The sequence below is a fragment of the Streptomyces sp. NPDC107546 genome (assembly GCF_055639175.1).
Genome location: NZ_JBVKBA010000004.1, coordinates 98,288 through 117,352 on the forward strand (window position 1 = coordinate 98,288; position 19,065 = coordinate 117,352).

The 19,065-nt window shown below is 72.4% G+C and carries 16 protein-coding genes; 4 read left to right on the forward strand and 12 right to left on the reverse strand.

What is annotated here, in order from left to right; translation table 11 throughout:
* The first annotated feature begins 337 nt into the window (after nt 1–337).
* The gene (locus tag ACZ7L1_RS07395) at nt 338–1,957 is read left to right on the forward strand and encodes a protein kinase domain-containing protein (RefSeq protein ID WP_471435024.1); all 1,620 of its coding nucleotides are present in this window, start codon (nt 338–340) and stop codon (nt 1,955–1,957) included.
* 66 nt (nt 1,958–2,023) lie between these two features.
* Here ACZ7L1_RS07395 and ACZ7L1_RS07400 read toward each other — a convergent pair whose 3' ends face one another.
* Nucleotides 2,024–2,569, reverse strand: coding sequence for a bacterial proteasome activator family protein (locus tag ACZ7L1_RS07400; protein WP_471435026.1), 546 nt, complete (start codon nt 2,567–2,569; stop codon nt 2,024–2,026).
* 216 nt (nt 2,570–2,785) lie between these two features.
* Here ACZ7L1_RS07400 and ACZ7L1_RS07405 point away from each other — a divergent pair, with 216 nt between their 5' ends.
* Nucleotides 2,786–3,928, forward strand: a complete 1,143-nt coding sequence (locus ACZ7L1_RS07405) for a hypothetical protein (RefSeq protein WP_471435028.1) — start codon at nt 2,786–2,788, stop codon at nt 3,926–3,928.
* A 70-nt stretch (nt 3,929–3,998) separates the two neighbouring features.
* On the opposite strand, the gene ACZ7L1_RS07410 is transcribed toward ACZ7L1_RS07405, so the two are convergent.
* The 6 genes from ACZ7L1_RS07410 to pdhA all read right to left on the reverse strand — a co-directional run bounded on the left by ACZ7L1_RS07410 (nt 3,999) and on the right by pdhA (nt 11,194).
* Nucleotides 3,999–4,979, reverse strand: coding sequence for an NAD(P)H-quinone oxidoreductase (locus ACZ7L1_RS07410; protein ID WP_471435030.1), 981 nt, complete (start codon nt 4,977–4,979; stop codon nt 3,999–4,001).
* Between the two features lie 134 nt (nt 4,980–5,113).
* A complete protein-coding gene (locus tag ACZ7L1_RS07415) occupies nt 5,114–6,616 on the reverse strand; it encodes a molybdopterin molybdotransferase MoeA (protein ID WP_471435032.1) in 1,503 nt (500 codons plus the stop codon).
* Complete coding sequence (locus ACZ7L1_RS07420) at nt 6,613–7,500, reverse strand: NTP transferase domain-containing protein (protein ID WP_471435034.1); 888 nt, start codon at nt 7,498–7,500, stop codon at nt 6,613–6,615. The genes ACZ7L1_RS07415 and ACZ7L1_RS07420 overlap by 4 nt, the downstream gene beginning before the upstream one ends.
* Nucleotides 7,501–7,653: 153 nt before the next feature.
* A complete protein-coding gene (locus tag ACZ7L1_RS07425; RefSeq protein ID WP_471435036.1) occupies nt 7,654–9,048 on the reverse strand; it encodes a dihydrolipoamide acetyltransferase family protein in 1,395 nt (464 codons plus the stop codon).
* Complete coding sequence (locus ACZ7L1_RS07430; RefSeq protein WP_471435038.1) at nt 9,048–10,052, reverse strand: alpha-ketoacid dehydrogenase subunit beta; 1,005 nt, start codon at nt 10,050–10,052, stop codon at nt 9,048–9,050. The genes ACZ7L1_RS07425 and ACZ7L1_RS07430 overlap by 1 nt, the downstream gene beginning before the upstream one ends.
* Nucleotides 10,052–11,194: a pyruvate dehydrogenase (acetyl-transferring) E1 component subunit alpha gene (pdhA, locus tag ACZ7L1_RS07435; RefSeq protein ID WP_471435040.1), complete on the reverse strand. Its 1,143-nt coding sequence runs from the start codon at nt 11,192–11,194 to the stop codon at nt 10,052–10,054. The genes ACZ7L1_RS07430 and pdhA overlap by 1 nt, the downstream gene beginning before the upstream one ends.
* Nucleotides 11,195–11,383: 189 nt before the next feature.
* On the opposite strand from pdhA, the gene ACZ7L1_RS07440 reads away from it, so the two are divergent.
* Entirely contained in the window at nt 11,384–11,869 is a 486-nt protein-coding gene (locus ACZ7L1_RS07440; RefSeq protein WP_103837358.1) for an Lrp/AsnC family transcriptional regulator, read from the forward strand.
* Nucleotides 11,870–11,917: 48 nt separating this feature from the next.
* Here ACZ7L1_RS07440 and ACZ7L1_RS07445 read toward each other — a convergent pair whose 3' ends face one another.
* Complete coding sequence (locus ACZ7L1_RS07445; RefSeq protein ID WP_471435041.1) at nt 11,918–12,508, reverse strand: TetR/AcrR family transcriptional regulator; 591 nt, start codon at nt 12,506–12,508, stop codon at nt 11,918–11,920.
* Nucleotides 12,505–14,019, reverse strand: coding sequence for a 3-hydroxyacyl-CoA dehydrogenase (locus tag ACZ7L1_RS07450; protein ID WP_471435043.1), 1,515 nt, complete (start codon nt 14,017–14,019; stop codon nt 12,505–12,507). Before ACZ7L1_RS07450 ends, ACZ7L1_RS07445 begins: the two co-directional genes overlap by 4 nt.
* Nucleotides 14,020–14,192: 173 nt before the next feature.
* Here ACZ7L1_RS07450 and paaN point away from each other — a divergent pair, with 173 nt between their 5' ends.
* Entirely contained in the window at nt 14,193–15,884 is a 1,692-nt protein-coding gene (paaN, locus tag ACZ7L1_RS07455) for a phenylacetic acid degradation protein PaaN (protein WP_471435044.1), read from the forward strand.
* 7 nt (nt 15,885–15,891) lie between these two features.
* Here the strand turns inward: paaN and ACZ7L1_RS07460 are convergent, their stop codons facing one another.
* From ACZ7L1_RS07460 to ACZ7L1_RS07470, 3 genes are read right to left on the reverse strand one after another with little or no spacing between them, the layout of a single operon-like run.
* Entirely contained in the window at nt 15,892–16,662 is a 771-nt protein-coding gene (locus ACZ7L1_RS07460; RefSeq protein WP_471435046.1) for a TrmH family RNA methyltransferase, read from the reverse strand.
* 21 nt (nt 16,663–16,683) lie between these two features.
* Nucleotides 16,684–17,907 carry an HTTM domain-containing protein gene (locus ACZ7L1_RS07465; RefSeq protein WP_471435048.1) on the reverse strand — a complete coding sequence of 408 codons (1,224 nt, stop codon included), beginning with the start codon at nt 17,905–17,907 and terminating at the stop codon, nt 16,684–16,686.
* On the reverse strand, nt 17,907–18,776 hold the full coding sequence (locus ACZ7L1_RS07470; RefSeq protein ID WP_471435050.1) for a DUF5819 family protein: 870 nt from the start codon (nt 18,774–18,776) through the stop codon (nt 17,907–17,909). Before ACZ7L1_RS07470 ends, ACZ7L1_RS07465 begins: the two co-directional genes overlap by 1 nt.
* Between the last annotated feature and the right edge of the window lie 289 nt (nt 18,777–19,065).

Consider the following 19,065-nt stretch of genomic DNA (forward strand, 5'->3'; position numbering starts at 1 on the left):
TGTTACGGTCTCCGACGGGCCACGCTACAGGCTCCGCGCAAGGCGCCGGTCCGAGATGGATTCGAGATGGACCGGCCATCCAACCCTGAACCCTGTCCCACGTGCAAATTCCGTGTGCCGACCGGACGACCCCTGTAACGCTTCCGCGACGCTTCTTTCGCGTACGGTCACGGAACGGGCACCGAGCTTGACGTGTCCTTGCCCTGGGGCACACTTGGCCGGGAATGGACCAATCGATCACGGAACAGTAGCTGTCGATCGTCGACAACACGGATATCGATCACGGTCGCGGGAGCACCAGCAGCCGCTGCCGCCGCGCCGATGGGGGACGCAGAACATGAGCCAGGACGGCGCACACGGCCGGTACGGGGGGCGCGCGTTCGCCGGCGGCCGCTACCAGCTGCGCGACTTGCTCGGCGAGGGCGGCATGGCCTCGGTGCACCTGGCGTACGACTCGGTCCTCGACCGCCAGGTCGCGATCAAGACACTCCACACCGAACTGGGACGCGAGCAGGCCTTCCGGGAGCGTTTCCGCCGCGAGGCGCAGGCCGTGGCGAAACTCACGCACACGAACATCGTCTCGGTCTTCGACACCGGCGAGGACGAGCTGGCGGGGACGACGACCCCGTACATCGTCATGGAGTACATCGAGGGCAAGCCGCTCGGCTCGGTCCTCGACGCGGACATCCGGCAGTACGGCGCGATGCCGGCCGACAAGGCGCTGAAGATCACCGCGGATGTGCTGGCGGCCCTGGATATCAGCCATGAGATGGGGCTGGTCCACCGGGACATCAAGCCGGGCAACGTGATGATGACGAAGCGCAACGTCGTCAAGGTCATGGACTTCGGCATCGCCCGTGCCATGCAGTCCGGCGTCACCTCGATGACCCAGACGGGCATGGTGGTCGGCACCCCGCAGTACCTGTCGCCGGAGCAGGCCCTCGGCCGGGGCGTGGACGCGCGCTCCGACCTGTACTCGGTCGGGATCATGCTGTTCCAACTGGTCACCGGGCGGCTGCCGTTCGTGGCGGATTCACCGCTCGCGATCGCGTACGCGCATGTGCAGGAGGAGCCGGTGGCTCCGTCCTCGATCAACCGTTCACTGCCGCCCGGGGTGGACGCACTGGTCGCCCGCGCGCTGAAGAAGAACCCGAACGAACGCTTCCCGAGCGCCGAGGCGATGCGGGAGGAGTGCCTCCGGGTGGCCGCGTCGCTCACGGCCGCCGCGCCGAGCATCGTGCCGGGCGCGCAGACCTCGAGCGGGGCCGGCGTCAGCTCCGCGGTCTTCCCGCCGGTCGGCCAGTCGGCGCCGGCCCCCGTGGGGCCCGTGCAGACGCCCTACCAGCCCGGCCCGTACGGCGGCCCGGTTCCGTCGCCCACCTACGGCTACCCGCAGCAGGGCGGCTACCAGACGCCCCCGCAGAACGCCGGGTACGCGCCAAAGCAGTCTGCGGCGACCCCGCCGCCGTACCACCACACCCCGCAGCCGCCCGCCACGGGCGGTCAGAAGGGCAACCAGGCCGTGGTCATCGGCTCGGTCGTGGTCGCTCTGGTCGTGATAGTAGGCCTGCTGACCTCACTGTTGCTGCACAGCAACGGCAGCAGCGGGGACGAGGCCAACGGGGGCGACGGCAGCGCGAGCACGCCCCCGACCGTGGCCGCGGGCCACAGGGGCCCGGACACGACGAAGACGATCGAGACGACGAGGTGCACGGAGCCGGAGACGTCGTACGTCGACCCGAAGAAGATCCGGGTGCCCGACTTCTCCTTCAAGAACCTCACGTCGGTCAAGGCGTGCTTCCAGGCGGCGGGCTGGAAGTACAAGATCACGCACGAGGACGAGAACACCTACGGCCAGGACACGGTCATGAGCCAGTCCCCGACGGCCGGTACGGACGCCAACCCGAAGAAGATGCCCGTGATCGAACTCACGGTTTCGACGGGCAACCCGGCGTGAGCCGCCCCTGATGCGACGGCAGGGGCCCGGCATCCTCACGGTGCCGGGCCCCTCGCACGGTCCGCGTCACAGGTACGGGCCGCCCGCCCGGCCGCCCGCGCGGCGGTCCTCCTCGCCGTCAGGGGAACCCACACCCGGGGGAAGGGCGCGGCGCATCTGTTCCAGCTGGGCGCGTGCCGCCATCTGCTGAGCGAACAGGGTGGTCTGGATCCCGTGGAAAAGCCCTTCCAACCAGCCCACCAACTGGGCCTGCGCGATGCGCAGTTCCGCGTCGCTCGGGATCGCCTCGTCCGTGAAGGGCAGGGAGAGCCGCTCGAGTTCCTCGACGAGTTCGGGGGCGAGACCGTCCTCCAGCTCCTTCACCGAGCTGGAGTGGATCTCCTTCAGGCGCTGCCGGCTCGCCTCGTCCAGAGGAGCGGCGCGCACCTCCTCCAGCAGCTGCTTGATCATGCTGCCGATGCGCATGACCTTCGCGGGCTGCTCCACCTGTTCGGTCACCGGGACCTCGCGGGAGTCGTCGTCTCCGGTGCCGCCGAGAGCCATCCCGTCCTGGCCCACGACCAAGATCTTCTGGGCGTTCTCCGACGACCGTTCGTTCCTCGGCATCTCCATGCCGCCATTCTCTCGCACCGATACACCTCATCAGCCAAGTGCCCGGTACGGGGAGTGATCCACCCCACAACCGACAGTTCCGCCCGGTGCCCTGCGTCAGTGCAGTGGGCGCGCGATGGACGGCGTACGGCGTACGGCCGAGATGCCAAGCGTCGCAGTCCGTGTGACTCTGGTGCCGTTGATCTTGCCACCCGAGTACGGGAGGGGGTCACTCGCGTGACTCCATGGCCTCGTCTGCCGTCCAGGTTCCGCACGCTCCGCCTGGCCGTCCTGCCACCGGTGCTCACCACCACGGCCGTCTGCGGGCTGTACGGCATATCCGCCTGCGCCCTCGCGTCCGCGGAGGGGCTCCGGCCCGTGTACGGCATACGGGCCGCCTCACACACCGCGGGGGCCGTGCGTCAGGCCGGGGCCAAGGGCCCCTTCCACGGCACGTACGTCACCCGAATCGCGTATCCGGCCCACGAATCCATAGCCCCGCTCACGGAGACCGCGCACACCGTCTCGGCTCCGCCGCCCCGCGCATCCGCTGCTGGGCACTCCCTCTCGGCTCCACCGGCTCGCACCGGCCCCCCCAGGCGCACAGCCACCGTCGTCACCGTCACGTCCGCCCCGCCGACCGACGCCTCCGCCGCGAAGGCCCCGGTGTCCGGGACGGCGGCCGACGACACTACGGCTCCCCGGCACACGGCATCCGCGATACCGACGCACGGGTCCACGCCCGCGCCCGCCGCCTCCGCGCCAGCCACCGGCACAGCCCCGCCCGGACCCGAGAAGCCCCAGAGCCACGACCGGTCCCATGACCACGACCAGCCGCGGGGCCAGGACCAGCCGGGCGGCCACGAAAAGCCACAGGACCACGCCAGGCCGGAGAGACACGCCTCGCCGCAGCGCCACGACAAACCCCACCATCCCCACCAGCGCCAGGACCCGGCGCGGTCGCCCGCCCCCGGCCGCCCCGTCGACGATCCGCCCTCCACCGATCCCTCGCCCGACTCCTCCCGGGCCGGCAACTGGGCCGGCGAGGGAAGGGTGCGGCCCGGGCGGCCGGACCCGGAACCACCGGACGAGGACGACGAACCGACCTACTCGGACCAGGACCCGCCGTCGCCGCCGGAGCGCACACCGGACCCGGCGGACCGCGACACCGCAGACCCGGCCACCGGCATCGAGCCGTCCCACGACGCAGCCGACCCCGTGGAGGCCTCACCCAGCCCCTCGCACGGCGCCGCCGGCTCCGCCCGGGAGACCTCCGCCGCGCAGCCCGTGTCCCAGATCCTTCCCCTCGGCAGCGGCCTGGTCCTCATGGGCCTCGGCCTGGCGCTCGCCCTCCTCGCCCTGCGCCTGCGTCGCGAATGACCCCCGAGGCCACCGCCACGCCACACGACCGGTGCCCACCGCGCCACCACCACCCCCCGGACGACCATGCCTACGGCGCCACCAGCAACACCTTCCCGATGTGCCCGCTCTCCTCGAGCACCCGGTGGGCTTCGGCCGCGTCGCTCATCGGGACCTCACGGTCGACGATCGGACGTACGTCCCCGGAGGTGATCAGCGGCCACACGTGTTCCCGCACCGCCGCCACGATCGCCGTCTTCTCCCCGAGCGGCCGCGCCCGCAGAGAGGTCGCGGTGATCGCCGCCTGCTTGCGCAGCAGCGTGTTGATGTTCAGCTCGCCCTTCACCCCGCCCTGGAGACCGATGATCGCGAGACGCCCGTTCACCGCGAGCGCCTGGACGTTGCGGTCCAGGTACTTCGCGCCCATGTTGTCGAGGATGACGTCAGCACCCGCCCCGGCCGTGGCCTGCCGGATCTCCTCCACGAAGTCCTGTTCGCGGTAGTTGATCAGCACGTCCGCGCCCAGCTCTGCGCAGTAGTCCAGCTTCGCCTTGGTGCCTGCCGTGACCGCGACTCTCGCGCCCACCGCCTTGGCCAGCTGGATCGCCATCGTCCCGATGCCGCTGGAGCCGCCGTGCACGAGCAGCGTCTCGCCCGGGCGCAGATGGGCCACCATGAACACGTTCGACCAGACCGTGCAGGTCACCTCGGGCAGCGCGGCGGCGTTCCGCAGATCGAGCCCCTCGGGCACGGGCAGCAGCTGACCGGCCGGTACGGCCACCTTCTCGGCGTATCCGCCGCCCGCGAGCAGCGCGCACACCTCGTCTCCGACGGCCCACCCGGAGACGCCGGGGCCGAGCGCGGCGATCCGCCCGGAGCACTCGAGTCCGGGGTACGGGGACGCCCCGGGCGGCGGGTTGTAGAAGCCCTGCCGCTGGAGGAGATCGGCACGGTTGACGGCGCCGGCCACCACGTCGACCAGCACTTCGCCCTCGGCGGGTACGGGATCGGGGACCTCGGCCCACACCAGCGCCTCGGGCCCACCGGGTTCAGGAATCGTGATCGCGTACATGAGGGGGACGCTACTCCTGACGGAAGAGCCCCGCCGACCCCCCGCGCGGGCGCCCTTCGGCATCCCGACCCGGATGTTTCACGTGAAACACTCCCCGTTCCGGAACAGTGCGAGCGAGCTCGCCCAGAGAGACCTCACCCCGCCAACGCCCAGGGCAGGTCGATCAGTTCCACCTCCTGGCCGGGATCCGCTCCCCCGGGCGGCACCACCGCGAGAGCGTCCGCGGCGGCGATTCCGCGCAGCATGGCGGGGCCGTGATAGTGCAGCGGTACGGCCCGGTCGGCGCGTACGACGACGGGGATGAGCCGGGTGTCGTACGGGTGACCGTGGACGGAGTGCTTCAGCGGCAGCGTGTACGGCTCCGGCGCCGTACGGCCAGCGAGGGTGCGCAGCAGCGGCTCGGCGAGCGTGAGCAGGCCGGAGACGGCCGCGAGGGGGTTTCCGGGCAGACCGACGAGGTGCCGGCCGTCCTGGATCCGCGCGAGGAGCATGGGGTGGCCCGGGCGGACCTGCACGCCGTCGACGAGAAGTTCGGCGCCGACGCGTCGCAGGGTGGGGTGGACGTGGTCGACGGGGCCCGCGGCGGTGCCGCCCGTGGTGACGATCAGGTCGGCCGCCGAGGACGTCACGGCCTCGTACAGGGCATCGGCGTTGTCGCCGAGCCTGCGGACGGCCGTCACATCGGCGCCGAGTGCGCGCAGCCACGGCGGCAGCATCGGCCCGAGAGCGTCCCGGATCAGCCCGTCCCTGGGCAGGCCCTCGGTGAGCAACTCGTCGCCCAGCACCAGGACTTCGGCGCGCGGCCGGGGCAACGCGGGCAGGGTGTCGTACCCGGCGGCGGCTGCGAGTCCGAGGACTGCGGGGGTCACGTGGGTGCCCGGGGGGAGCAGATGCTCGCCGGTGCGGCACTCCTGGCCGCGCGGCCGGATGTCCTGGCCCTGCGAGAGTTCTCGGGTGGCGTGCAGCCGTCCCTTGTCGTCGGTGCGGCCGTGCTCGGTGCGCAGGACGGCGGTGGTGTCCGGCGGGATGCGGGCGCCCGTCGCGATTCGCACGGCCTCGCCGTCGCCGAGGGCGGTCGGCTCGGCGTGCCCGGCAAGGACCCCGTGCTCCCGCACGTCCCAGGGGCCGGGGCCGGCGACCGCCCAGCCGTCCATGGCGGAGGTGTCGAAGGAGGGGAGGTCGGTGAGGGCGGTGAGGGGCGCGGCGAGCACCAGGCCGAGTGCCGCGTCGAGGGGGACGTCGAGGGGTGGGCGGCGCGGAGCGGAGCGGGCGGCGCGCTCGGCGACGGCGCGGGCCACGGGCCACGGCGTGGCGTGGTGCCGGGAGGGGGGTGGGACGGAGGCGTCGGTGCTCGCCGGGCGGTCCTGCGCGCCGGGGTGCCGCGGTGTGCGGGAGCCGGACTCGGGCGTACGGACCTCCGGCTCGGGAGCAGGCGGCCCGGGCTCGGGGGCACGCGGGTCCGGGTCCCGGACGAGGGCGAGGGCCTCTTCGAGGTCCCGGTCGTACTGGTCCTGCGGTGAACGGGCGGGGCGGGCCTGCGGACGGTTCGGCTCACCGCTCTCGTTGGCCACGGCCAACGCCTCCTCCATGCCGCGTTCCTCGGCGTCCAGGCGTCCCTCGATGCCCCGCCCGGTCATCCGGCGCCCGGCCTGTCCTCGGCGGTGTCCTCGTCGGCCCAGCGCAGCGCCAGCGCGGCGGCCTTGCGGGCGGCTTCGGCGACCGCCTCGGGGCCGTCCTTGGCCTGCGCGGCGGCGTAGCCGACGAGGAACGTTGTCAGCGGGGCCGCGGGGCGGGCCACCCCGTGCGCGGCGTCGCGGGCCAGGTCGAGGAGGACGCCGGTGTCGACGTCGAGATCGATGCCCAGTTCGTCCTTGACTGCGGAAATCCATTCATCCAACACGTGCCCATGCTCCCTGATGCGTGATCGGGCGGTGGCGATGTCGTCCCAGGTGTCGCAGTCGAAGGACGCGACGGGGTCGGAGATACGGGTGAGGTCCAGCCCGGCGGCCAGGCGCCGCAGCGGAAGGCCGGTGAGACCGGCGTGCTCGGTGGTGAGGCGTACCAGCTCGCGGCGCAGTGCCGCTGTGCGGTAGGCGGCGACGAGGGGCTGGTCACGCCCCTCGGGGTCGGTCAGCACCGCCCCTTCGGCGCCGCTCGCCCGGAGGGCGTCCAGCAGCCGTCGTACCGTCCGCTCGGTGAGGAACGGCAGGTCGGCGGAGAGTACGACGGCATCCGCGGCCGTGGTCCGCCTGAGGCCCGCTTCGAGCGCGGCGACCGGTCCGGCGCCGGGCGGCTCCTCGCGGGCCCAGAGCACGGGGCGCGCGGTGGGCCGGGCGCCGGCGACGACCACGGTGGTGTCCGCGTCGGCGCACGCCGCCAGCACCCGGTCGAGCAGCGCCCGTCCGCCGACGCGCACACCGGGCTTGTCGGCGCCGCCGAGCCGCCGGGCGGCACCGCCCGCGAGCACCACGGCGTCGTAGCCGTCGCGGCGGGGGTCTCCCGGGGGCTGGTACACGGTCATGCCCCCGAGTATGGGCGCCGCGTGGATCAATGCCACCCTCGGGGACCTCGGCCGTGCGCGAAGGATCGCTGACAGGGCGCCGACCGACCCGTCTCCGGGGCGAGGCGGCCGGGCCCGTTCCCCCGGGGCGGGCGCCCGGGTTCGGCCGTCGGCTCAGAGGGTGCGCAGCAGGACCGTGGGCTGTTCCACGCAGTCCGCCACGTACCGCAGGAAGCCGCCTGCCGTCCCTCCGTCGCACACCCGGTGGTCGAAGGTGAGCGAGAGCTGCACGACCTGCCGCACCGCGAGTTCGCCTTCGTGCACCCAGGGCTTGGGGACGATACGGCCGACGCCGAGCATGGCCGCCTCGGGATGGTTGATGATCGGTGTCGAACCGTCGACGCCGAACACCCCGTAGTTGTTCAGCGTGAACGTCCCGCCGGTGAGGTCCGCGGGGGTGAGGGTCCCGGCGCGCGCGGCCTCTGTGAGCCGCGCGAACTCCGCGGTCAGCGACTCGGCGTCCCGCCCGTGCGCGTCGCGCACGACGGGGACGACGAGCCCCCGCTCGGTCTGCGCGGCGAACCCGAGGTGCACCTGGTCGAGCCGGACGATCTCCCGGGCCTCCGTGTCGACGGTGGCGTTGAGTTCCGGGAACCGGGCGAGCGCGGCGGTGCAGATGCGGGCCAGTAGGGCGAGCAGGGAGATCTTCGGGCCGCCGGCCGCGTTCATCGCCGCCCGCGCGCGCATCAGCTCGGTCGCGTCGGCGTCCACCCAGCAGGTCGCGTCGGGAATCTCGCGGCGGCTGCGGGAGAGCTTGTCGGCCACGGCACCACGCACGCCCTTGAGGGGGACACGGGTGCCGGCGACGGCCTCGCGGCGCTCGGGGACGGCCGTCTCGGCCGCCGGAGCGGCCACCGTGGTCTTCGGTGCCTCCTCGCGGGCCGCCGTGGCCCTCAGGGCGCCCTCCACGTCCGCCCGCAGGATCAGCCCGTCGGGTCCGGACCCCGTGAGCCGCCGCAGGTCCAGGCCGTACTGGCGGGCCAGCCTGCGGACCAGCGGGGAGATGACCGGGGCGGGGCCGTCGGGGCGCTCCGGGACGGTGGGGCGGCGGGTGTGCGGTGAAGAGTCGGACACGGGGGACTGGGCGGCGGACACCGGGGGCTCGGCGGCGGGCTCGGCCGTCCGATGGCCTCCGGACGGTTCGCCGTCGGTGGGCCGTACGCCGGGCCGCGGTGGCCGTACCCTGCGGCGGCGCGCCGGAGCGGCCGACGTGCCGTATCCGACCAGCACGTTCCCGGACGACTCCGCCGCGGACTCCGCCGGGGCGCCTACGGCGACCGTCAACAGCGGCGCTCCGACCGGCAGTTCCGTGCCCTCCTCGCCATAGCGGGCCGTGACCACACCGCCGTAGGGGCAGGGCACCTCGACCATCGCCTTGGCCGTCTCCACCTCGACGACCGGCTGGTCGACCGCGACGACGTCCCCGACCTGCACCAGCCAGCGGACGATCTCGGCCTCGGTCAGTCCCTCCCCGAGGTCCGGCAGCCTGAACTCCAGCACCTGGGCCATCAGCTCTCCGCCTCCCACTGCAGACGACCCACGGCGTCCAGGATCCGGTCGACCCCCGGCAGGTGGTGCCGCTCCAGCATCGGCGGCGGATACGGGATGTCGAACCCGGCCACCCGCAGCACCGGCGCCTCCAGGTAGTGGAAGCAGCGCTCCGTCACGCGCGCGGCGATCTCCCCGCCGGGACCGCCGAACCCGTTCGACTCGTGCACCACCACGGCGCGGCCCGTACGGCGCACGGACGCGGTCACCGTCTCGTCGTCGAACGGCACCAGTGACCGCAGGTCCACGACTTCGAGGTCCCAGCCCTCGGCGCGCGCCGCCTCGGCCGCCTCCAGGCACACCGGCAACGACGGACCGTACGTGATCAGCGTGGCGCTCCGGCCCGGGCGCCGCACCACCGCGCGGCCTATCGGCTCGACGGCCTCGGGCTCCTCCGGGTTCCAGACGTCCTTGGACCAGTACAGCCGCTTGGGTTCCAGGAAGACGACCGGATCGTCCGAGGCGATCGCGGCCCGCAGCAGGCCGTAGGCGTCGGCGACGGTCGCGGGAGTGACGACGTGGAGGCCCGGAGTCGCCATGTAGTACGCCTCGGAGGAGTCGCTGTGGTGCTCCACACCGCCGATGCCTCCCCCGTAGGGGACACGGACGGTAATCGGCAGCGGCATCGCGCCACGGGTGCGGTTGCGCATACGGGCGACATGGCTGACCAGTTGCTCGAACGCGGGGTACGCGAACGCGTCGAACTGCATCTCGACGACCGGCCTGAGGCCGTACATCGCCATGCCGACGGCCGTGCCGAGGATGCCCGCCTCGGCGAGCGGGGTGTCCGTGCAGCGGTCGTCGCCGAACTCCTTGGCGAGCCCGTCGGTGACGCGGAAGACACCGCCGAGTGTGCCGACGTCCTCGCCCATGACGTGCACGGAAGCATCGGCCGCCATGGCGTCGCGGAGCGCGCGCGTGAGGGCCTGGGCCATGGTGGCCGGCTTGAGGGCCACGGTCGTCATCACCGGGCTCCTTCCGGTCCGGCTGCCTCCGCGTCCAGCTCCGCCCGCAACTGAGCCTGCTGCTCGTTCAGTTGGGCGGTGGGCTCGGCGTACACGTGGGCGAAGAGGTCCCTCGGGTCGAGTGCCGGGTCCTGGTTCATGCGCGTGCGCAGGTCGGCGGCCATGGCCTCGGCGTCCTCGCGCGCGGCCCGCATCCCGTCCTCGTCGAGCAGTCCGCGGTCCGTCAACTCCCGCTCCAGCAGCACGATCGGGTCGTGGTCGCGCCAGGCCTCGACCTCGGCGTCGGCGCGGTAGCGGGTCGCGTCGTCGGCGTTCGTGTGCGCGTCGAGGCGGTACGTCACCGCCTCGACGAGCGTGGGACCGCCGCCCGCGCGCGCGTGCGCCACGGCGTCGGCGAGCACCTCGTGCACCGCGGCGGCGTCGTTGCCGTCGACCAGGCGGCCCGGCATGCCGTAGCCGACGGCCTTGTGGGCGAGGGAGGGTGCCGCGGTCTGTTTGGCGAGCGGCACGGAGATCGCGAAGCCGTTGTTCTGGACGAGGAAGACGACCGGTGCCTGCCAGACCGCGGCGAAGTTCATGGCCTCGTGGAAATCGCCCTCGCTGGTGCCGCCGTCGCCGACCAGGGCGAGCGCCACCACGTCGTCGCCCTTCAGGCGCGCGGCGTGGGCGAGGCCGACGGCGTGCGGCAACTGGGTGGCGAGCGGGGTGCACAGGGGGGCCACGCGGTGCTCGTACGGGTCGTAGCCGGTGTGCCAGTCGCCGCGCAGCAGGGTCAGTGCCTGAACGGGGTCGACGCCGCGGGCGACGGCGGCGAGCGTGTCGCGGTAGCTGGGGAAGAGCCAGTCGCGCTGCTCCAGGACGAGCGCGGCGGCGACCTGACAGGCCTCCTGCCCGGTGCTGGAGGGGTAGACGGCCAGGCGGCCCTGCTTGGTCAGCGCCGTCGCCTGCGCGTTGTACCGACGTCCGCGCACCAGCTCGGCGTACAGCCGGCGCAGCAGCTCCGGGTCTGCCTTGGCGGCGACCTCGGTGCCGAGAACGCGGTACGGCCGCGCGTCGGGCAGCAACGGTGCGGGATCGGTACGGGGCTGCCAGGCGGGCGGCGGGGTCGGCCGGTAGGCACCCCGCTGCTCCATGACCGTCATGACGGCACCTCCTCGTGGGAGCGGCTTCGGGCGCGCCACGGGAGTGATGCGCCTCACCTACCGATTGTTCGGTCGACAGCACATTTTGGCTACAGGCCCCTCCAGGCTGTGGACAAACGGTTCTCCACACCCTGAGATGGACGCAGTACGTCCATGGTAGAGAGGCGGGGGTACATGGCATCTGAACAAATGGCCGAGCCCGCGGAGCACAGTCCCGTTCCGCCGTCCCCGCGCCCCCTCGACGCCATCGACCGGGACATCCTGCAACTGCTCCAGGCGGACGGCCGTGCCTCCATACGGGCGGTCGCCGAGCGCGTCCACGTCTCGCGCGCCAACGCCTACGCACGGATCAACCGGCTCATCGAGGACGGGGTGATCCGCGGCTTCGGGGCCCGCGTGAACCATGAGCGCGCCGGTCAGGGCACATCGGCCTACATCACCCTGAAAATCGTCCAGAACTCCTGGCGCACCGTCCACGAACAGCTGCGCAGGCTTCCCGGCGCCGCTCACATCGCCCTGGTGGGCGGCGATTTCGACGTCCTGCTGCTGGTGCACACGCCGGACAACCGGGCGCTGCGCGAGCTGGTCCTCACCCGGCTCCAGGCGATCCCCGAAGTGCTCAGCACGCGCACGCTGCTGGTGTTCGAGGAGGAGGACGTGGAGCCGGAGGGCTAGGGGGCATTTCTTAGGGATCAGGTCGGCTGCCAAGCTCCCAGGGCACCTTCAGGACTCCTTGCGCAGCCCGCCGAAGACCAACCGCACGACCGCGTCGGCCACTTCCCGCTCGCCCATGCCCCGACCGTCGGGCCGGTACCACTCCACGATCGAGTTGATCATCCCGAAGACGAGCCGCGTGGCGAGCCGCACTTCCACGTCACCGCGCACGTCCCCGTCGGCGGCGGCCGCCTTCAGCAGCTCGGCGACCTGGTGGTCGAACTCGCGGCGCCGCTCCAGCGCCCACCGCTCGGTGCCCGTGTTGCCGCGCACCCGCAGCAGCAGCGTCACATACGGCAGTTCGGCGGTGAGCACCTCGACCATGCGCCTGACGACGTACTCCAGCCGCTCCACCGGGCGCCCCTCGCACGCGTGCTCCTCGTCGAGGATCCCGAACAAACCGTCCAGAGCGCGGCTGACGGCGCGGCGCAGCAGCTCTTCCTTGCCGGCGACGTGATGGTAGATCGACGACTTGGAGATGCCCGCCGCCTTGGACAGATGCTCCATGGAGGTTCCGTCGTAGCCGCGCTCGTTGAAGACCTGCACCGCGACGGAGAGCAGGCTCTCCGGGGTGTACGTGTCGCGCTTGGCGGTGGTCATGAGGTGCCCTCCCGCTTCTCGGAGGCGTACGCGTGGCGGTAGAGCGCGAGGGACGGGGCGTACCGTCCGGAGGGGTCGCGCAGGTGCAGGTCGTCCAGGACGTCGTAGGCCCAACCGCGGCCGAGCCTGCGGCTCCACTCGAAGGGGCCGAGTGGGTAGTTGACGCCGAGGCGCATCGCGGTGTCGATGTCCTCCTCGGTGGCCACCCCCTTGGCGACGGCGTCGTGCGCGAGGTCGATGATGCGGGCCACCGTGCGGGCGACGATCATGCCCGGCACGTCCCCGATGACGCTGACGTCCTTGCCGAGCGCCTGGAAGAGCCCGGTGGCCTCGGCGAGGGTCTGCGCGGAGGTGTCCTGGGAGGCGGACAGGGCGATGCGGGTCGCCCTGCGGTAGTCGAGCGCCAGGTCGAAGTAGACGACGTCGCGGAACTCGACGGAGGTCTGCCCGTCGGCGAGGACGAGCCGGCCTCCGCTCGGCAGGACCAGGCGGGTGCCGTGGTCCTCGTCCTCCTCACGGACCCCGATACCCGCCTCGCGGATCAGCGCGAGCAGCTCACAGGCGGGGCCGAGGTCGCCCTCGGCGACCACGTACGACGGGGCCTGTGCCTTCTCCGCGGTGTGCGGCTCGGGTCGCTCGGCGCCGTCCGTGTAGTCGTACCAGCCGTGTCCGCTCTTGCGGCCGAGCCGACCCGACTCGACCAGCCGCCGCTGCGCGAGCGAGGGCGTGAAGCGCACGTCCTGGAAGAAGGACTCCCACACGGAGCGGGTGACGGACTCGTTGACGTCCTGCCCGATCAGGTCGGTCAGCTCGAAGGCGCCCATCCGGAAGCCGCCCGACTCGCGCAGCACCGCGTCGATGGTGGCCGGGTCGGCGGCCTGCGCCTCGTACACCGCGAACGCCTCGGCGTAGAACGGCCGCGCGATGCGGTTGACGATGAAGCCGGGGGTGTCCGCGCAGGCGACGGGCGTCTTGCCCCAGGCGCGGGCCGTCTCGTACGCGCGCGTGGCAGACGTCACGTCGGTGGTGAACCCGGAGACGACCTCGACCAGCGGCAGCAGCGGCGCCGGGTTGAAGAAGTGCAGTCCGACGAAGCGGCCCGGGCCCCGCAGGGCACCGCCGATCGCCGTCACGGACAGGGAGGAGGTGTTGGTGGCGAGCAGGCAGTCCTCGCCGACGATGTCCTCCAGCTCCCGGAACAGCTGCTGTTTCACCTCGAGGCGTTCCAGGACCGCCTCCACCACGAGCGCGCAGTCCGCGAGCTCGGCCAGGCTCCCGGCGGCCACCAGGCGGGCACGTGCCGCGTCGCGCTCTGCGCCGGTGAGCCGGTCCTTCTCGACGAGCCGGTCGAGGCGCGCGCCGATCGCCGCGGCCGCCTCGCGGGCACGGCCGGGGACGGCGTCGTACAACCGCACCGGGTGGCCCGCGACCAGCGCGACCTGGGCTATGCCCTGGCCCATGGTGCCGGTGCCCACGACGGCCACGGGACTGCTGAGGTCGAGTGCTGTCATGTGCGCGATCCTCCCGCACGGGGTTGTCCACAGATGCGGCGGACCCCCTCGTCCACAGATACGGCGGACACTCTTGTCCCGACCGATCGTTCGGTTACTCTAACCCTGTCCGGCTGTTCCTGCCCAGGTCACGAGCTCAAGGGAGAGCTCTCAAGACGAGGAGTTGGTCCCGCATGGCCGCCGAACTCACCGCGCACCAGCTGATCACCCAGCACCGGCCCACCCTCGACCAGGCGCTGGAAGCGATCCGCACACGCGCGTACTGGTCCCCGCACCCCGAGCACCCCAAGGCCTACGGGGAGAACGGCAGCCAGGACGCGGCGGCGGGCAAGGCCGCCTTCGAGGCGCTCCTCGGCTCCCGCCTCGACCTCGGCCAGCCCGGCACGGACGACTTCACGGGCGGTGAGGTCTCCCCGTACGGCATCGAGCTGGGCATCACCTATCCGCACCCTGACATCGACGTACTGCTGCCGGCCATGCGCGCGGGTCAGAAGGCGTGGCGCGACGCGGGCGCGGAGATGCGCGCGATGGTGTGCCTGGAGATCCTCAAGCGCATCAGCGACCGGACGCACGAGTTCGCGCACGCGGTCATGCACACCAGCGGCCAGGCTTTCATGATGGCGTTCCAGGCGGGCGGCCCGCACGCACAGGACCGCGCCCTGGAGGCGGTGGCGTACGCGTACGTGGAGCAGGCCCGCACACCGGACACCGCGGAGTGGGCCAAGCCCCAGGGCAAGCGCGACCCGCTGGCGCTGACCAAGACCTTCAAGGCCGTGCCGCGCGGAATCGCGCTGGTCATCGGCTGCAACACCTTCCCGACGTGGAACGGCTACCCGGGCCTGTTCGCGTCCCTCGCCACCGGCAACGCGGTGCTGGTCAAGCCGCACCCGCGCGCGGTGCTGCCGCTCGCGCTCACGGTGCAGGTGGCCCGCCAGGTGCTCGCCGAGGCCGGCTTCGACCCGAACCTGGTTGCGCTGGCCGCCGAGAGCCCCCAGGAAGGCATCGCCAGGACGCTGGCCGTCCGCCCGGAGATCCGGATCATCGACTACACGGGCTCCACGGCGTTCGGCGACTGGCTCGAGGCCAACGCCCGCCAGGCCCAGGTCTACACGGAGAAGGCCGGCGTCAACTCGGTGATCGTGGAGTCGACCGACAACTACAAGGGGATGCTGTCCAACCTGGCGTTCTCCTTGTCGCTGTACAGCGGGCAGATGTGCACCACCCCGCAGAACCTGGTGATCCCCCGGGACGGCATCACCACCGACGACGGCCCGAAGTCGTACGACGAGGTGGTCGCCGACCTGGCGAAGGCGGTCGACGGCCTGCTGGGCGACGATGCGCGGGCGAACGCGCTGCTCGGCGCGATCGTGAACCCGGACGTCAAGGCGCGCCTGGAGGCGGCGGCCGGGCTGGGCGAGGTCGCCCTGGCCTCACGGGAGATCTCCAACCCGGAGTTTCCGAAGGCGGTCGTCCGCACCCCGGTCATCGTCAAGCTCGACGGCGCCAAGCCGGACGCCGAGGCCGCCTACATGAGCGAGTGCTTCGGCCCGGTCGCCTTCGCCGTCGCGGTGGACTCGGTGACGGACGCGGTGGAACTGCTGCGGCGCACGATCAGGGACAAGGGCGCGATGACCGTGGGCGCGTACACCACCTCGGAGGAGGTCGAGCAGGCCGTCGAGGAGGTCTGTCTGGAGGAGTCCGCCCAGCTCTCGCTCAACCTGACGGGCGGGGTGTACGTCAACCAGACGGCTGCCTTCTCCGACTTCCACGGCTCGGGCGGCAACCCGGCGGCCAACGCGACCCTGTGCGACGGGGCGTTCGTGGCGAACCGCTTCCGGGTGGTGGAGGTGCGCCGGGAGGCGTAGCACCCGCTCAGGCGGATGCGCCCCCGGTCGCGCTCCAGTGGTACAGCGCCATGGCGACGCTGGTCGCGAGGTTGTAGCTGGAGACCTGGGGGCGCATCGGCAGGGACACCAGGTGGTCGGTGCGGGCGCGCAGGTCGGCGGAGAGGCCGGTGCGCTCGGAGCCGAACGCGAGCACGGCGTCGTCGGGGAGTTTCAGCCCGCGGATGTCGTCGCCCTCCGCATCCAGCGCGAAGACCGGGCCGGGCGGCAGCTCGGCCACGGTCAGCCGCTCCACGGCGGTCGCGAAGTGCAGCCCCGCCCCGCCGCGGACCACCGTGGGGTGCCAGGGGTCGAGCGTGCCGGTCGTGACGACCCCGGTCGCGCCGAAGCCGGCCGCGAGCCGGATCACGGCGCCCGCGTTGCCCAGGTTGCGGGGGTTGTCGAGGACGACGACGGGGGCGGTTCGGGGCGTGCGCCGGAGCGTCTCCAGGTTTGCCTCACGCGAGGGGCGCTCGGCGAGGGCCGCGACCCCGGTGGGGTGCGGGCGCGGTACGAGGGTCTGGTACGCGGCCTCGGGGACCTCCGTCAGGAGCGCGTCCAGGGTGTCCCGTACGTCGGGGGCGAGTTCGCCGGCCAGGGCGAGTGCCGCACCTCGGTCGGTGGTGACGGCGACCGGCACCCGCGCGTGGAAGCGGACGGCGTGCTTGAGCGCGTGGAAACCGTCGAGCAGCACGCAGGAGGCGGCGAGCCTGCGCCAGGTGGTCAGCGGGTCGGTGGCGCCGCGGGACGGGTCGGTCATGCTGTGCAGCCTACGTGCGGCTCACGCCGGCGAGCCGGCCTGTGCGGGCTCGGTCGGTTCCTCAGTGGGCGGCCGGTGCGGGCGCGGACGCGGCAGCGCCCGGACGACACGGCCCGCGGACAGGCGCCCACGCGCGCGTGAGGCCCAGCCGCCCAGTCGGCGCAGGAAGGACGTCGGCAGGAACACGGCGTCGGCGGCGATCATCGCCAGGGAGAAGAACGGAAGCCCGAGGACAACGGCGATCACCGCGTGCTCGGTCATCATGCACGCCAGCAGGACGTTCTTCACGCGCCGGTTGAAGAGGGTGAACGGGAACGCGACCTGCGCGGCGACCGTCCCGTACGTCACCAGCAGCACCATCGTGCCCTGCGCGGCCAGCAGGTCCGACAGGGCGGGCCAGGGCGAGAAGGAGTCCAGGTGCAGCGGGTAGTAGACGGCGGTGCCGTCCTGCCAGCGTGAGCCCTGGATCTTGTACCAGCCGGCGGTCGAGTAGATCAGACACGCCTCGGCCATGATCACGAACAGGGCGGTGTTGTGCACGAGGTTGGCGACGACGTCCAGCAGGATGCGGGGCTCGCCGTCCGGGGCGCGCCGGACGACGTACCACCACAGGCCCTGTACGGCCCACAGCCCCCAGTACACGGCAAGCCAGCCGGCGCCGAGCCGGCCCGCGCCCGTCGCCAGGGCCAGCGCGAGGCCGAGCGCACACCACAGCACGGGCCCCGCCCGGTCGGGCCGGGGCCGTTCCCCACGCGCGCGTGCGGCTCGGGCGCGCCGTTCGCGTCGCTCGTCCAGCGACCACACCTGCCCGCAGCGCGTGAAGACCAGGTAGATCGCCATCAGATGGATGACATTGTCACCGCCGTCACCCATGAACACGCTGCGGTTCTGCAGCGACAGCACGCCCACCATGAACAGCACGGACATCGTGCGGGTGCGCCATCCCACGAGGAAGAGGGCGCTCGACAGCACGGCGAGGGCGTACACGGCCTCGAACCAGACCTGGCTGCCGGACCACATCAGGATCGTGAAGGCGTGGTTGTCCGCGATCAGCTGCCGGGCCAGGTCCCAGCTCCATGGGCCGTCGGGTCCGTACATCTCCTGGCGGTGGGGGAACTCCCGCAGCAGGAACAGCAGCCAGGTGGCCGCGAAGCCGATGCGCACGACCGCGGTCTGGTACGGGCCGAGGGCGGCGTCGGCGACTCGGGCGATGCCGCGCGAGACGGACAGGGCGACACGGTTCATCAGGCGCTCGCCCCCGTCCGCTCGCCGTCCGGAAGCGACCACCACGGCAGCTGGCGGTACACGGGCGTACTGGAGACCTGTTCGTCGCTCCACTTGGGCGGCGGCACGTTGGTGGTGCGGGAGCGGACCTGGACGCTCTCGAGGCTCTCACCGCGGCCTGCCGCGTGCTCCCGGTCGAGACGCACCACGACGACGCGGCGCAGATAGGCCTCGGACAGGGCGCCGCGCAGGCCCACCGGGCGGTTCTCGCCGTCGTGCGAGGCGGCGTAGAAGTCCCAGGCGCGACGCAGTTCGTTCTGCTGGGTGTGGCTCGGCAGCAGATTGCCGTGGATGGCCGCTCCGTCGAGCGCCGACAGGTCGTACCAGCCGGTCGTCCGCTCTCCGCCATTCCGGGTGCGCACCTCGGCGCGGACCTGGACGTCGATGTCCTGCTGCAGCGGGTTGGGGGCGAACAGCTTCCAGTTCTGTTCGAACTCCGGGTAGATCCAGTCGTCGATCGCCTTGCCGTGCTTCTTCGTGAGTGTGTTCGGGGGCGCGACGTGCAGGAACACCATGCCCAGGTGCACACACGCGGCGACCGCGACGACCGCGAGCGCCAGCGCGGCGGCGACCTGGTAGCGGAGCGGGAGGGCGGCTATGCCGGTCCGGGGCGCGGGGGCCGGGGAGGCGGCTTCCGGGGAGGGGGATGTCGGAGAGGGGAATTTCGAGGAGGCGGCGGGTTCGGCGGCAGGAGCACCCCCAGCGTCCCTCTGTTCCTCCTGCTCCTCGGTGACGTCCGTCACGGCGTCCTCGGGCAGGGCAGACACCGGGTCGGCGCAGTCGCCCGGCCGATCCCGCCGGGCGTCCGATCCCTCGTCGTACGCGTCCATCCCGCCCCGTCTCCCGAGCTCTCCTGCCGTGGTGCCGATTTCTGTGCCGCCGACGGCGGCCACCACCTGCTTTTTCCGCGGCGGGCCGCCCGCCTCGCCTCACCCGTTCGCAGCACGCCGGGCATACGCACCCGGAACGGTACTCAGCCCCGCGCGCCCCGCACAGCCCAATCGGCACAGCGGCCGGACGGTCACCGCGGGTCGTCCACAGCGGTTGACACCCTACGGGGCCCCGCCTCACCATTGAATCGACCGGACCGAACGATCGGTCGGGAGCAGGCGAGTGGTC